The sequence below is a fragment of the Dickeya aquatica genome (assembly GCF_900095885.1).
Taxonomy (GTDB): domain Bacteria; phylum Pseudomonadota; class Gammaproteobacteria; order Enterobacterales; family Enterobacteriaceae; genus Dickeya; species Dickeya aquatica.
Window position 1 is genome coordinate 2,904,930 of sequence record NZ_LT615367.1, and the last position, 14,668, is coordinate 2,919,597.

Genomic DNA, 14,668 nt, shown 5'->3' on the forward strand with positions numbered 1-14,668 from the left:
AAAGCTACCGCCCTTGGCTATAGCTACCAATGTGCTACTCAATAACTCACTGCTACATACATGTGATACTTTTGCTCTATTTATCGACAGAAAACGTAATTGGTTTTCCAGCGCTACAGTAAATATCCCACGCTTTCCTAAGTATCTTCTCAAAATATAACGAAGGTTTAGTACCACTCATTATGGACTTCGTTATCTTTGTACGCAAATTTTCACGGACATAGGCAAGTCGTGAGTGATCCTTACTGAACGCGATAGCTTTTTCTTTATACTCTTGCCGGGAATGAGCAACAAAGTCGTCTAATTCAAGCCCTCCTGTTGACAAAAAGCCTTGCAGCGTTGCTAACGTATCACCCACCATGGTCAATGTTGGTACCCCCATCCATAGCGCGTGATTGGTTGTTGTTCCTCCGGTATAAGGGAATGTATCCAGCAAAATATCCACTTCATGATGGCTGTGAAGATATGCCCCCATTCCTGTCTTGAGACGGAAAATTAATCGACTTTTATCGACACCCCAATTATTCATTTTCTGGGTAATTGAATTAATGAGTTCGTTTCCGGGCATATATCCAAGTAATAACTTAGAGTCAGGGACTTCACATAAAATTTCCGCCCACAACTTCAACATATAATCATTAATTTTTTGTGGGCGATTAAATGTCCCAAATGTTATATATCCGTTAGATAGTGCTGGTAGTTTATTAACTTCCGGGCTTCCCTTTGCCGGCTCAAACATCTTCACGAATGGCATGAAAATTAATTTTTCAGTAAATTGCTCTTGTAAACTTTCTGGCAAACTCACGTTTGCATTCACAATATAATAATCAAGAGCAGACATTCCTGTCGTTCCTGGATAACCTATCCAGCTCATCTGGATGGGCGCTGGTTTAAATGCAAGCACAGGAAGCCGGTTGTAGGCGGTATGACCAGACAGATCAATAAGGATGTCAATTTCATCTTTATTGATGAGTGCAGCCAATTCCAGATCACCCATCTTATCAACTTCATACCACCCCGCAGTCGTCTTTTTCAGACTATCTGCTTTCTCATCGTTACGTTGAAAACTGGAATAGGCATAAATAGAGAAGGTGTTGCGATCAAGTGAATTCCAGACAGGCTCCAGAAAATTTGTCACCGGGTGACCACCTAAGTCACCGGAAATAAAACCGATGCGCAGTGGGCGTTGAGAGTCTTTATTATCAGTATAAGTAAATCGGTGGCGGTAACCCGCAGCAACATCTTCGACACGTTTACCAAAAACGAGGTGCTCTTGAAACAATTCTGCGGGCGTCACAGTAACATCATGCGACAACCCCAACAATAAGTTACTATGTAAATGAAACGCACTAGGCATCAACTCAATTGTTTTACGGTGATATTTGATAGAGTCCTCTCTCCCCAAATTATGGCAGACCATGCCCATATGGCTAATAAAATTCGGGTTTTCTGGGTCAATTTGTAACGCCTTCTCCATACAAATAAATGCAGAATCAAAGTTATTGGTAACGTTTAATAGTACCGCCAACGTATCCCATGCAAAGCCTTTACGTTTGTCACATCGTAATACTTTTCTGGTTAGTGCTATCCCCGAATGTAATTCACTCTTTCTCCAGAAACATATAGCCATATCAATATAGAAATCCCAGCTAAATGGCATCAGTGCAATTGCTCTGGTAATAATGCTTAATGCGCCATCAAAATCCCCCGAGCGGACATAAGTATTAACAAAGGGGTACCATGCCCAAAGATTATCGCGATAGGTATTCATGATAGCTTCTGCCTGAGCTCTGGCTTTAGTAAAATTTCCTATAGCCATCAGTTTATCTATTTCCTCGTACACCTTGGGGCTTAACGCATTTTTATCTTGCCGACTCTTTTTATGTGTTACTGATTTCTCTGGCTCAATAAAGCCACCAGCATTGCTTTCACTGACATATACCACCAGCGACTGGATATAAATAGCAACCTCAGCGGTATCAGCCTTGACAATAGCTTCCTGCAAATAGTCTCGCCATGCGCGCGGCGTTCCCCATACGACACCTTTGTTACGCAGCCCCCACAGTTGGCTATAGAACGCTTTATCTTTATCTTTGATTGATGAAGGCAGTTCCTGCAAAAATTTTCTCTCAGCGCTATCGAGTGAAACCGGCTCATGCCAAAAATTAAATGCCAGCCCGGTAGTTGCAAGCGCTGGTAAGGCGGTGAGCGTTTTGTAGCAACTGTTACGGTAAGGACAATTCCCTATACGGACGTAAAGACCACTGATACCTTTTACAAACAGATTTTTTAGCGCCTGCAATACATCATGCCGGTGATTTTCATTTTCCTTTTCCGGCTGCTGAGTATTAAAAATTAGCTGTTCCAGGCTAAGACTAGCAGGCCATGCTTCTCCTAAGGCATCAAGAATACTTAATACTATATAATGCTCGGTGCTGATATTCTCACCAGTACCAGAGGTATGGGCATTCAACGTCTTATCGTCTAATTTGACGCGCTGAAAATTTCCTGCCCAGTTAAAGTCGATGAGTTTTGAGAGGTCTGGCTCAGGCAGAATCTCTCCTGCTCTTTCTTGTGGTGCTAGTATGCTGAATCGCTGAGAGCGGTTAACGGCAAAATCCAGGTATTGCTGACGTAAGTAAGTGGTATTTTTAGGGCAGACTGTCTCATGCAAATGTGAAACCTGGTCGCCATAATGGCTTGCCATCTCGGTATACGCACGAACATCTCCGACATAAGCAAATCCAGTTTTAGTAATCTGCGCGTAGAAATCAACGAAATAGCAAGGCTGATTCAATCCTTGCAAATAATGCAGGGAAAAATCCACATCAGATTGTTTTTCAGCCTGCTCAATAAAGGCCTTCAGGGCTATATTCTGGGCATTATCAGGAGAGGTACCTAAAGATAGATAGGTCAGCATTGCACGAGCACTGGCTTGCGCTGTCTTCTCATCGTCAGCAAGGCTACTGTGCAGTTGGATGGCATCACGCAAAATTTCGCCGGCCTTCCACCCTGGGTAAGTGTTGTAGCTATAACAAACGATACCTTCGGTAGTCAGGTGATCATGGCAGAACTGCAACAAGGCATCTCGGGTCTCACCACCAATCAGGCTAAACAATCCGTGGATAACAATGTAGTCAAATTTGCCTGGGTCACAGGCCAGTAACGACTCAAGATCTAACGCAAATAATGCAATGTTATCAAGTTCAAGCTGTTTTATTAAGGCACAGCCTTTTTCAATTTGATTGGCATCAAGATCGATCCCGATAGATTGTGACTGTGGATTTGCCAGCGCGAAGGGTAATAAATTACCGCCATCCTTACACCCAATCTCAAGAACGCGTGCTGTTTCCGGTGCAGCGGATTTAATGCCGTAAAGATGTGCTGTCGCTTGCAGATGAAAAGGAGCGGTATGAGGAATCGGTGAGGATATTGAACTTAATAATGTTTCACCCGTATCGTCACCCAGATCAGTGCTGTTCGCTAAAGGTTGTGTATCTGGCATGGTCACAAGGAATTTCCTTCAATACTTTATGCGGAGATAAAATTGCCTCTAGTATATAAGAAAGTTCTTTTCACCAATCCCTCGATCATCAAATTATAACATCTCTATTTCATCGTTTAAGAAGCCAATTTTATTTATCCCTGTCATATCTCAGAATAAATAAAAAACCAACCCAAGAGGGTTGGTTTCTCAATCGACAACTAGGTAAACAAGGATTACTGCAACAGTTTCAGAACTGTCTGCGGTACCTGATTCGCCTGAGACAGTACAGAAGTACCAGCCTGCTGCAGAATCTGCGCTCGGCTCATGTTGGATACTTCGGTTGCGTAGTCAGCATCCTGAATACGGCTACGTGCAGTGGTCAGGTTGTTAATGGTGTTGCTCAGGTTATCAATGGTAGACTGGAAGCGGTTCAGCGTCGCACCAATGTTGGCCTTGGCGTTGTTAATATTCTTCAATGCAGTGTCAACCGCCTGAACGACTGCTGTCGCTTTAGCAGCAGTAGAGACATCAGTCGCTGTTGCACCAATACCCAAGCCGACGGTGGTTGCGTTGATCAACGCGGAGCTACCCACAGAAATGGCATCGTTGGTTGTAGTGCCAGCACCAACCTGAATGTTGAAACCAGTAGCGTTAACGCTACCGTCCAGCAGAGCCTGGCCGTTAAAGTTCGCGCTGGCGGCAACACGGTTGATTTCATCAACACGACGGTTAATTTCAGTCTGGATAGAATCACGGTTGACGGTGTTGTTGGTATCGTTCGCCGCCTGTACCGCCAGCTCACGAATACGCTGCAAGTTATCGTTGATGGTGTTCAGGTTACCTTCAGCGGTCTGCACCAGAGAGATACCGTCGTTGGCGTTTTTAGAAGCCTGAGTCAGACCACGGATCTGAGCGGTCATATCGTTGGAGATACCCGCACCAGCTGCGTTATCTTTGGCGCTGTTGATAGCCAGACCAGAAGACAGACGCTCGATAGCAGTCTGCAGAGAAGATTGAGATTTGTTCAGATTGGACTGGGCCAACAGCGACATACTGTTTGTATTAATGACTGCCATAATTATATTCCTTTTATCTCTGTTAATGGGGGTGGGCTGTTGCCCCCGGTGTCATCACCGTCACTAACTGTATCGGCCGGGGTAAAACAACCTTTAGCTTTTTTTTGAAATTTTTGTATCCCCCAGATAACGCCACCTATCTTACAGCACTGTACTCAATGAAACGGTACTTCCTTGAGTGATATCTCCCCGCATGGCCACACGTACATGATGGAAATCAGGGCGAATAACGATTACGCTGAAATTTACATTACGGCTATAAATTTTTGGTATACAGTGCCGATAAGATTGTCAGTTCATAATTTAAACGGAAGGGTATGTCTATGGCGACTTCAGTTAGCTCCAACTCAGATATTGTCTCATCAATCGGTTTGAACCTGGGGTCGACAATTAGGGGTCAATCGCTTGATTTAAGTAATCTTATTACCAAGCTACAATCTGTCGAAGAACAGCGATTAAAACCGTATACAAACAAACAAACCTCGTTGAGCGCACAGGCCACCGCCTACAGCGCAGTCGAGACAGCGATGAAAACCCTGCAAAGCGCTACGACCACGTTGCAGAACATGAAAACCATCACATCAACGGCAGTCACCAGCACCAATACTGCATTCAGTGCCACTACGGATAGCACTGCGGTGGCTGGCTCGTATAGTGTTTTCGTCAATAATCTCGCGCAGGCACAGTCACAAATATCCGGGGCTTTTAGCAGTGCATCAACCGCGCTGGTCTCAGGCGGTACTTCCAGTACCAGCAGCACGATCACGATATCTCAGTCCAGCCAGTCTACCCCGCTGACGATTACGCTGACTGATGACAAAACATCGTTAAATGATATCCGCGATGCTATCAACAATGCCGGTGGTAGCGTCAATGCCAGTATTGTTAATGACGGCACCAGCAACTATTTAATGCTAACGGCAAAAGATACTGGCACAAAATCCGCAATGACTATTTCAGTCAGCGGTTCACTTTCCAGTTCGCTGGGCAGCAGCAGCTTTAGCGAGCAGGTTGCAGCTAAAGATGCCTCATTTACGCTCAATGGCATGGCGATAACCAGCCAGAGTAACACTGTCACTACTGCGGTCAGTGGTGTAACAATCAACCTCAAATCGGCATCTACTGTAGGTTCGACCGCCGAAAACCTGACGATTGCATCCAATATCACCAACACCAAAAAAGCCGTTCAGGATTGGGTCACGGCTTACAACAACGTGCTGGATGTGATTAAAACCCAAACCAATGCCAGCACTGGGGCACTGAACGGTAGCGGTACGGTTCGTGCTCTCCAACAGCAACTGCAAAGTTTGATGACGAACGTTCAGAGCAGTAGCGGTTCGCTACGCATCATGGCCGATATGGGCATTACCCAAGATTCAAAGAACAATGGCAAACTGGAGATTGACAATACCATACTGGAAAATACGCTGAAAACCAGCGCCAGCAGCGTAACCACATTCTTCACGGGTGACGGAACCACCACCGGATTCGCGACCCAGGTGGGAAATTTCCTGACCAAGACTGTGGACTCGTCTGATGGTCTGCTCAAATCTGCCAAAGCAGGTATTGAGACCAGCCAGCAAAATCTGGCAAGGCAGATAACCAGCATCCAGGACAGTATTGATGCCACGATGAAACGTTATAAAACACAGTTTACTCAGCTCAACACTGCGCTAGCCAAAATGACATCAACCAGTAGTTACCTGACAAAACAGTTTGACAGCAGTAAATCCAGTTAATTAGTACAACGAGAAGTGCCGTATCAACGGCACTTCCCTTACGATGAATATTACTGTCTTTTTTATTGTTAATCGGTTATTTCAACATATGGTCATGTATAGAAAGAATGTCAGTCAGGCTTACACACAGGTGGGGGTGGAAAGTGCAGTAATGAGCGCTAGCCCACATCAGTTGATTGTCATGCTGTTTGACGGTGCCAAGAGTGCCCTTATTCGGGCAAGAATTCTTATTGGACAGAATGATATCGTCGGAAAAGGGAACGCCTTATCAAAAGCCATCGACATTATCAGTAACGGGTTAAAACTCGGACTGGACATGGAAAAGGGGGGCGAACTGGCAGAGAATCTTGCCGAGCTTTACGATTACATGGTGCGTCGATTATTGCATGCCAATATTAATAATGATGTGCAGGCAATAATGGAAGTAGAAGCTCTTATTGATAATATTTCGGATGCCTGGAAACAGATCGGGCCTGGTTATCAACCAACGACGGAAACGCGCTAATGGAAAAGCTCTATCCATTACTAAATGAGTATCAGAGGCTACTCACACTCATCCGAAATATTAAAACCATGGCTATCAATGGGCTATGGGATGATGTTGTAGAACAGGAGATTGTTTACATTCAGTCGATCGAGAGAATCAGTCAGGTTAACGTCCCGACCAATATTCCCAGTACCGTGCAGTTGCAGTTTCGGCAACTTCTTCAGGATATACTGGATACGGAAGCACAAGTGAAAGAGCTTTTGCAAAACAGAATGCAAGAACTGGCAATACTGATACAGCAGTCTCAAAATCAAAAGTCGGTGAACAGTGTATACGCCGAGTTTTCCAATGACGTTCTTCCAGGCAGACCGCAATCTTAATTACTGTCCATTTATTAAATCATGAGCCCCAATCCTTAAAGTGGGCTCATAGATACTATCAACGTGTCTTTCCTGGTCTCTCTTAAAAAACGGGGTGAATAGCTACTAATCATTCACCCGGCCTTTCGAAAATAACGAAACCAAGCTGATTTATAAAAATTGCAGATGATATAGTTGCGGTATTCGTTTGCTTGTACAGTGATATTATATTGTCATATTCATGACTTCCTGATAGGCAGATACCAGTTTGTTTCGTACCTGAACGCCCATCTGCAAAGCGATAGAGGCCTTCTGGTTATCAACCATGACATCATTCAGTGCAATACCCGGTTTACCCAGCGTAAAGGCTTCTGCCTGGGTCCGTGCCTGAACGCGTGTTTCGTTTATTTTGTCAAGGGCAGCTTTTAATTCTTCAGCAAACCCGGAAGGTGCCGTGACGCCAGAACCTGAGTTAAGCCCACCAGCGGCTTTGGTAGCGGTTACCTGCATTTGCTGTAATACTGTATCAATACCTTGAATGGACATGCCTGATTCCCCAAGTAAATGTCATGGGTGTTACAAAAACTTATAAATGAGAGACATAGCCAAAGCCAGCATGCGATAGTAACAAGCCAGAACTGTCTATTTCACATGCATCTCTTTACAAGTTCAATACGCTACCATATCCCCGGGATGGTAAATCGTATAAATGAGATTAAAAATGCTGGCTTATCGACCCATCAATTTCTACGTAACGGAAAATAATGGCATGCCGATAAATGTAGGCGATGAGTTTTTATGATTGCGCAATCAGGGAGTTCTGTTTTGTTACGTTACAACGTTACCTATATCGTTCAGCAACCAGGCAGAGAGAGAGTATGAACGCCTTAACATCCGGAGCCGCAACCGGTGGGAAAAGCTTTGGCGAAATACTCAACCGTTTGCGCACTAACCCTAAAATTCCTTTACTAATCGCTTCTGCGGCAACCATTGCCATTGTTGTCGCATTGTCACTCTGGGCCCGTAGTCCCGATTATCGCGTTCTTTATACCAACCTGAATGAGCGTGATGGTGGCAGCATTGTTTCCGAATTGGGCAAAATGAACATCCCTTACCGCTTTACAGAAAGCGGTGCTGCCATCATGATTCCGGCAGATAAAGTCTATGAAACCCGCCTGAGACTTGCCCAGCAAGGTTTACCAAAGGGTGGAGCCGTTGGTTTTGAGTTACTCGATCAAGAAAAATTTGGCATCAGTCAGTTCAGCGAACAAATCAACTACCAGCGCGCACTGGAAGGTGAACTGGCTCGTACCATGGAGACGCTCGGGCCGATTCAAAATGCGCGAGTCCATCTTGCTATTCCTAAACCATCATTGTTTGTCAGGGATCAAAAATCTCCATCTGCTGCGGTTACCGTTACTCTCCAGCCAGGACGCGCGCTGGATGACAGCCAGATAAGTGCCATTTCCTATCTCGTATCAAGCAGCGTCGCCGGGTTGCCTGCCGATAAAGTCACGATCGTTGACCAAACCGGAAAATTACTGACACAAAATGATGGTTCAGGGCGAGACCTGAATGCAGCACAATTAAAATACGCCAATGAAATCGAAAATAATTATCAGCGTCGCATAGAGGCAATTCTTTTACCCGTTGTTGGTCCAGGCAATGTTCATGCGCAGGTAACCGCACAAATTGATTTTGCAAGCCGTGAGCAGACAGATGAGCAGTACCAGCCCAATCAGCCGCCCAATCAGTCCGCCGTACGATCTCAACAGATAAGCCAGAGCGATCAGCGTGGTGGTCCAAACGTTGGCGGAGTTCCTGGCGCGCTGTCAAATACGCCGACGCCTGCGCCTACAGCGCCGATTTCTACACCACCAGCGGCGAATACCAATAATGCCAACGCCAATGGAAATACAACGAGCACTAATGCTCAGACGTCAGCGGGTAGCAGTAGCTCTGCCAGTCAGACGTTTAATAGCCGCCACGACCAAACGATTAACTATGAAGTTGACCGTACCATTCGCCATACCAAGCAAAATACCGGTAATGTCCAACGCCTGTCTGTCGCTGTAGTGGTTAACTACACGTTAGGAACCGATGGCAAACCCGCAGCACTCAGCGATGAGCAGTTAAAGAAAATTGAAGCGCTGGTCCGTGAAGCAATGGGTTTCTCAGGCGATCGCGGAGATTCATTAAACGTTGTAAACACACCATTTACCGTCACAGATAGCGCCGCAGGCCAGTTACCATTCTGGCAGAAACAAGCCTTCTTTGATCTGTTGATTGAGGCCGGTCGCTGGTTACTGGTGTTAATTGTTGGTTGGATTCTGTATCGCAAATTGGTGCGCCCGCAATTGCAACGGCGCGCCGAGCTTCATGAAGCTGCGCTGGCTGCGGCATCTTTACGCGGACAAGATGCTGATGTCAGTGTGACGATAAGTAGTCTCGAAGCTGAGCAGCAGAAGAAGTCCGAGCAGCGGGTTCATACCGAGATGCACAGCCAGCGTATTCGTGAACTGGCCGAGAATGATCCTCGCGTCGTGGCCCTGGTCATTCGCCACTGGATGAGTAACGAACTATGAGTCTGACAGGTACAGAAAAAAGCGCAGTGTTACTGATGACTATCGGTGAAGACCGTGCGGCAGAAGTTTTTACGCACCTCTCAACCCGTGAAGTTCAGCATCTCAGTACTGCGATGGCGAATATGAAACAGGTATCGCAATCAGAGTTGCTGGATGTGTTGCGCGAATTTGATATGGAAGCGGAACAGTATGCAGCTCTCGGCGTTAATGCTGGCGAGTATCTGCGTTCCGTACTGGTCAAGGCTCTGGGCGAAGAACGTGCATCAAGCCTGCTGGAAGATATTCTTGAGAGCAAAGAAACGTCATCCGGTATGGAAACGCTCAACTTCATGGAGCCACAGAGTGCTGCCGACCTTATCCGCGACGAACACCCACAGATTATTGCCACCATTCTTGTGCATTTAAAACGCGCGCAGGCTGCTGATATTTTGGCCCATTTTGACGAGCGTATGCGTAATGATGTCATGCTTCGTATCGCAACTTTCGGTGGTGTACAGCCTTCCGCATTAGCCGAACTGACCGAGGTACTTAACGGGTTGTTGGATGGTCAAAACCTGAAACGCAGTAAAATGGGTGGTGTTCGTACTGCGGCCGAAATCATCAACCTGATGAAGACGCAGCATGAAGAGGCCGTTATTGATGCCGTACGCGAATTCGATGGCGAGCTGGCACAGAAAATCATCGATGAGATGTTCCTGTTCGAAAACCTGGTGGAAGTGGACGATCGCAGTATCCAGCGCCTGCTTCAGGAAGTGGAGTCCGAGTCTCTGCTTATTGCACTGAAAGGTGCAGAACAGCCATTGCGCGAGAAATTCCTGCGCAACATGTCGCAGCGTGCAGCAGAAATCTTGCGCGACGACCTGGCGACACGCGGCCCTGTACGTATGTCTCAGGTGGAAAACGAACAGAAAGCAATTTTGCTCATTGTACGTCGTCTGGCAGACAGCGGCGAAATGATTATCGGTGGTGGCGATGACGCGTTTGTCTAATTACTCCAATAATCTTGACTGGCAACCATGGAAGCTGGATGACTTGGCCTCGCCGTCGTTGTCATCAGCAAACGAAACCTCTGCAACAGTCTCTTCTGCTGCGCCGTTAGCGCGTTCAGATGACGAAGGTAGCGAGTTTTTCTCCATGTCTGATTTCCAGCAGCCTCAGGACGATCTGGCCACATTGCGCGAGCAAGTGCTGCAACAAGCCCGCGAAACAGGTTTCAACGAAGGCAAGCAGCAAGGTTACGCAGCAGGTTATCAGGATGGTCACCATGCAGGTATGCAGCAAGGGTTGCAAGATGCTGCTGCGCAGCAGCAGCCCGTTATTGCACACATGCAGCAGATGGTTAGTGAATTCCAGCAGACGCTGGATGCACTTGACAGCGTCATCGTTTCACGCCTGATGCAGTTGGCGCTAACAGCAGCAAAACAGGTTCTCGGCCAGGCCCCTATCTGTGATGGCACCGCGCTGATGGGGCAAATACAGCAATTGATTCAACAAGAACCAATGTTTAGCGGCAAACCCCAGTTACGAGTTCATCCGTCCGATCTGGAGCGGGTGGAGCAACATTTGGGCCCTACGCTGAGTATCCACGGCTGGCGTTTATTGGCTGATAACCAATTGCATCCGGGTGGATGCAAAGTCAGTGCTGAAGAGGGCGATCTTGACGCCAGTCTTGCTACCCGCTGGCATGAACTTTGCCGACTGGCTGCACCGGGAGAACTTTAATGACAGTACGCCTCTCTCGCTGGCTCTCTTCCATCGATTCATTTGAGAAACGTATTGCTAATACACCCACAATACGTCGTTATGGACGCCTGACTCGGGCAACAGGATTGGTGCTTGAAGCAACAGGCCTGCATATGCCACTAGGGTCAACTTGTCTGATAGAGCGTCAAAACGGTAATCAGGTCGAAGAAGTAGAAAGCGAGGTGGTGGGTTTTAACGGTCAAAAGCTATTCCTGATGCCACTTGAAGAAGTCGAAGGCATTATCCCTGGTGCCCGGGTCTATGAGCGTGTGGGATTCTCTGGCAGCAATCAGGGTAAGCAGCTCCCTTTAGGCCCTGCCCTGCTCGGACGCGTCCTGGATGGCGCAGCCAAGCCCCTTGATGGCATGCCGGCACCCGATACCGGTTATACGGCACCGTTGATGTCCACGCCGTTCAACCCCCTACAGCGTACGCCTATCGAGTATGTGCTGGATGTAGGGGTTCGCGCCATCAATGCATTACTGACCGTTGGCCGTGGCCAGCGCATGGGGCTTTTTGCAGGCTCAGGGGTGGGTAAAAGTGTGCTCCTTGGCATGATGGCCCGTTATACGCAAGCCGATGTTATCGTCGTAGGGCTTATTGGTGAACGTGGCCGTGAAGTAAAGGATTTTATTGAAAACATTCTGGGCACTGAAGGTCTTGCTCGCTCGGTAGTTATCGCAGCGCCTGCGGATGTGTCACCATTGTTGCGTATGCAGGGTGCGGCTTATGCTACTCGTATCGCAGAAGATTTCCGCGATCGTGGCCATCATGTATTACTGATTATGGATTCACTAACACGTTATGCGATGGCGCAACGTGAAATTGCACTGGCAATTGGTGAACCACCGGCAACCAAAGGCTATCCACCCTCTGTGTTTGCAAAATTACCCGCATTGGTAGAGCGTGCAGGCAACGGCATTTCTGGTGGCGGTTCGATAACTGCGTTTTATACAGTATTGACAGAGGGTGACGATCAGCAAGATCCGATTGCCGACTCGGCGCGAGCAATACTGGATGGACATATCGTACTATCACGGCAATTGGCTGAGTCTGGTCATTATCCGGCAATCGACATTGAAGCCTCCATCAGCCGAGCGATGACAGCACTAATAGATGAAAATCATTATTCAGCGGTAAGGCAATTCAAACAGTCATTATCCAGTTACCAGCGTAACCGCGACCTGATTAATGTTGGCGCTTATGCAACTGGCAGTGACCCGCTGCTTGACCGGGCAATACAGCTTTATCCACACATGCAGGCCTTTTTGCAGCAAGGCATGTTTGAGCGAAGCTCATTTGAGGAAGCCTGTCAGGCACTGAATAACATTTTCCCGTATAATCGGTAGGAGTGCGCATGAGAACTCAATCTACCTTTATCATGCTGCGCGATTTAGCGCAGAAAGAAGTTGATACGGCAACAACACAACTGGGACAAGTGCAAAAAGCCTATCTACAGGCGGAAGAACAACTTAACATGTTATTAGGCTATCATGATGATTACCGGCAACGACTTAATGAGTCGATGACCGAAGGGATGGCTAATACCGCCTGGCAAAATTATCAGCAATTTATTCTGACTCTGGAAAAAGCAATTGAACAACATCGCCATCAGTTACTCAATTGGTCGTCCCGACTGAGCCAGGCGATGAAAAACTGGCAGGAAAAGCAGCAACGGCTGAATGCCTTTACCACGTTGCAGCAGCGTGAGCAAACCAAGATGCTGGCACACGAAAATCGCCAGGAACAAAAGCGGATGGATGAATTCGCCCAACGTGCATCAATGAGGAAAACATAACCATGAACTTGCCAGCAATGACTGCCACTACTGTCACTAATACGACTGATGCAAGCACAACCACGCCTCAGGGCAATTCCTTATTGGCGCTGTTGGGCAACGATACCTCTTTACCCGAAAATTTTGTTCAGTTGCTGTCGCAAAAACTGTCAGCGTTGCAATCATCCAAAAAGGTGGCTGTCAGCGCTCAAGAAAGCGCCGAATTTAAAGATGCGCTGGCGAAAAATGGAATAGATGCGAACAGTGAAGAGCTGAATTCAATCCTGACCGCCTTAACCACCGGCAAACTCACCGTTGCTGACCTGCAAGCAGATCATTCTCTTGAGTCTTTACTGGCTAAAACGCAGAAAAAGAGTGACGCGAAAGACGAAAAAACAACTACCAATGATGCGCTGGCAATGCAAGCGCTGTTTGCCATGATACCGCAACAAGCGTTGGTGAAAACGCCAGCCACCGAGTCAGGCGGCATCTCCTCTGCGTTATCAAATACGCTGAATTCGGTAAAAAATCACGCCTCGGATTCAGATAATGATGTGCTTGGCGCACTGTTGTCCGGCAAGAGCGCGAATACCAGTAAGGGTGAATTCTCCGTCGATAAGTCGGATAGCACATCCGTCACTACCGCTGCTATTACTGGTGCATCAACAGCAGGTAAAAATGCCGCACCAGCACTAAATGAAGGCTATCTGAATTCACTGCGCGATAATAACCTGCTGTCTTCACGTAAAGAAGATAGCGTGAGTAATCCAACCGCAGCGTCAGCACCGGCAGATTCAATCGCCTCCTCGTCACTGCAAACGCTATCGTCTTTATTTGCTAATAATGCCGCACCCACGCAACCCGCTGCACAGCATGTCACCAGCCAGATTACGGCCCCGCTGGGTACACAGCAATGGAACGATGCCCTGGGTCAACAGGTGGTGATGTTTACCCGTAACGGACAACAAACCGCAGAACTTAAACTCCATCCCGAAGAGCTGGGGTCATTGCATATCATGTTGAAGGTTGAGGATAACCAGGCACAAATCCACCTGGTGTCTGGAAGCAGCCAGGTGCGCTCTGCGCTGGAATCTGCATTACCTCATTTACGCAATGCCATGGCTGAAAGCGGTATTAATCTCGGTCAAAGCAGCGTAGGTGCAGATGCCGGTGGCTGGCAGCAGTCACAGCAACAGCAGCAGTTGGCTGGAAACGCCAGTGGCAATGGTGGCAATAACGCATCATCCTACCAACAGCAGTTTGGTCAATCTGATCGAGCTCACGAGACAGCGAATGTACTGCCCGTACCTTCGGCATTGCAGTCAATGGCAAGCGGGCTCAATGGTGTTGATATCTTTGCCTAATAAACAAGTTAACGCTTTTTTTATTGTTTATTCACTGTATTGACAAGATGA

Annotated in this window: 12 protein-coding genes; 9 read left to right on the forward strand and 3 right to left on the reverse strand. The window is 47.2% G+C overall.

Going from position 1 to position 14,668, the window contains the following annotated elements:
* Positions 1 to 76: 76 nt before the first annotated feature.
* Together DAQ1742_RS13100 and DAQ1742_RS13105 are read right to left on the reverse strand one after the other, a co-directional pair.
* Positions 77 to 3,505 carry an O-linked N-acetylglucosamine transferase family protein gene (locus DAQ1742_RS13100; RefSeq protein ID WP_051124200.1) on the reverse strand — a complete coding sequence of 1,143 codons (3,429 nt, stop codon included), beginning with the start codon at positions 3,503 to 3,505 and terminating at the stop codon, positions 77 to 79.
* 215 nt (positions 3,506 to 3,720) lie between these two features.
* Entirely contained in the window at positions 3,721 to 4,563 is an 843-nt protein-coding gene (locus DAQ1742_RS13105) for a flagellin N-terminal helical domain-containing protein (RefSeq protein ID WP_035340969.1), read from the reverse strand.
* Positions 4,564 to 4,886: 323 nt separating this feature from the next.
* Between DAQ1742_RS13105 and fliD the strand changes: the two genes are divergently transcribed.
* The 3 genes from fliD to fliT all read left to right on the forward strand — a co-directional run bounded on the left by fliD (position 4,887) and on the right by fliT (position 7,169).
* On the forward strand, positions 4,887 to 6,302 hold the full coding sequence (gene fliD / locus DAQ1742_RS13110; RefSeq protein ID WP_035340967.1) for a flagellar filament capping protein FliD: 1,416 nt from the start codon (positions 4,887 to 4,889) through the stop codon (positions 6,300 to 6,302).
* Positions 6,303 to 6,396: 94 nt separating this feature from the next.
* A complete protein-coding gene (fliS, locus tag DAQ1742_RS13115; protein ID WP_035345845.1) occupies positions 6,397 to 6,807 on the forward strand; it encodes a flagellar export chaperone FliS in 411 nt (136 codons plus the stop codon).
* Positions 6,807 to 7,169 carry a flagellar protein FliT gene (gene fliT, locus DAQ1742_RS13120; protein ID WP_035340964.1) on the forward strand — a complete coding sequence of 121 codons (363 nt, stop codon included), beginning with the start codon at positions 6,807 to 6,809 and terminating at the stop codon, positions 7,167 to 7,169. The genes fliS and fliT overlap by 1 nt, the downstream gene beginning before the upstream one ends.
* Positions 7,170 to 7,373: 204 nt before the next feature.
* Here fliT and fliE read toward each other — a convergent pair whose 3' ends face one another.
* Positions 7,374 to 7,694 (reverse strand): flagellar hook-basal body complex protein FliE, encoded by a 321-nt coding sequence (gene fliE, locus DAQ1742_RS13125; protein ID WP_035340962.1) that lies wholly within the window; start codon positions 7,692 to 7,694, stop codon positions 7,374 to 7,376.
* A gap of 332 nt (positions 7,695 to 8,026) precedes the next feature.
* On the opposite strand from fliE, the gene fliF reads away from it, so the two are divergent.
* The 6 genes from fliF to DAQ1742_RS13155 are packed head-to-tail and all read left to right on the forward strand — an operon-like array spanning position 8,027 to position 14,617.
* Positions 8,027 to 9,733: a flagellar basal-body MS-ring/collar protein FliF gene (gene fliF, locus DAQ1742_RS13130; protein WP_035340960.1), complete on the forward strand. Its 1,707-nt coding sequence runs from the start codon at positions 8,027 to 8,029 to the stop codon at positions 9,731 to 9,733.
* The gene (gene fliG / locus DAQ1742_RS13135; RefSeq protein WP_035340958.1) at positions 9,730 to 10,722 is read left to right on the forward strand and encodes a flagellar motor switch protein FliG; all 993 of its coding nucleotides are present in this window, start codon (positions 9,730 to 9,732) and stop codon (positions 10,720 to 10,722) included. Before fliF ends, fliG begins: the two co-directional genes overlap by 4 nt.
* On the forward strand, positions 10,697 to 11,455 hold the full coding sequence (gene fliH, locus DAQ1742_RS13140) for a flagellar assembly protein FliH (RefSeq protein ID WP_145916165.1): 759 nt from the start codon (positions 10,697 to 10,699) through the stop codon (positions 11,453 to 11,455). Before fliG ends, fliH begins: the two co-directional genes overlap by 26 nt.
* On the forward strand, positions 11,455 to 12,825 hold the full coding sequence (fliI, locus tag DAQ1742_RS13145) for a flagellar protein export ATPase FliI (RefSeq protein ID WP_035340956.1): 1,371 nt from the start codon (positions 11,455 to 11,457) through the stop codon (positions 12,823 to 12,825). The genes fliH and fliI overlap by 1 nt, the downstream gene beginning before the upstream one ends.
* Positions 12,826 to 12,833: 8 nt before the next feature.
* Entirely contained in the window at positions 12,834 to 13,274 is a 441-nt protein-coding gene (fliJ, locus tag DAQ1742_RS13150) for a flagellar export protein FliJ (RefSeq protein ID WP_035340954.1), read from the forward strand.
* Positions 13,275 to 13,276: 2 nt separating this feature from the next.
* Entirely contained in the window at positions 13,277 to 14,617 is a 1,341-nt protein-coding gene (locus tag DAQ1742_RS13155) for a flagellar hook-length control protein FliK (protein WP_035340953.1), read from the forward strand.
* The last annotated feature ends 51 nt before the right edge of the window (positions 14,618 to 14,668 follow it).

Excerpts from the sequence above, each read along its gene's own strand:
- fliI (WP_035340956.1), top strand. The coding sequence starts at position 11,455 with ATGACAGTACGCCTCTCTCGCTGGCTCTCTTCCATCGATTCATTTGAG.
- fliJ (WP_035340954.1), top strand. The coding sequence starts at position 12,834 with ATGAGAACTCAATCTACCTTTATCATGCTGCGCGATTTAGCGCAGAAA.
- DAQ1742_RS13155 (WP_035340953.1), top strand. The coding sequence starts at position 13,277 with ATGAACTTGCCAGCAATGACTGCCACTACTGTCACTAATACGACTGAT.
- fliD (WP_035340967.1), top strand. The coding sequence starts at position 4,887 with ATGGCGACTTCAGTTAGCTCCAACTCAGATATTGTCTCATCAATCGGT.
- fliF (WP_035340960.1), top strand. The coding sequence starts at position 8,027 with ATGAACGCCTTAACATCCGGAGCCGCAACCGGTGGGAAAAGCTTTGGC.
- DAQ1742_RS13105 (WP_035340969.1), bottom strand. The coding sequence starts at position 4,563 with ATGGCAGTCATTAATACAAACAGTATGTCGCTGTTGGCCCAGTCCAAT.
- DAQ1742_RS13100 (WP_051124200.1), bottom strand. The coding sequence starts at position 3,505 with ATGCCAGATACACAACCTTTAGCGAACAGCACTGATCTGGGTGACGAT.
- fliG (WP_035340958.1), top strand. The coding sequence starts at position 9,730 with ATGAGTCTGACAGGTACAGAAAAAAGCGCAGTGTTACTGATGACTATC.
- fliS (WP_035345845.1), top strand. The coding sequence starts at position 6,397 with ATGTATAGAAAGAATGTCAGTCAGGCTTACACACAGGTGGGGGTGGAA.
- fliE (WP_035340962.1), bottom strand. The coding sequence starts at position 7,694 with ATGTCCATTCAAGGTATTGATACAGTATTACAGCAAATGCAGGTAACC.
- fliT (WP_035340964.1), top strand. The coding sequence starts at position 6,807 with ATGGAAAAGCTCTATCCATTACTAAATGAGTATCAGAGGCTACTCACA.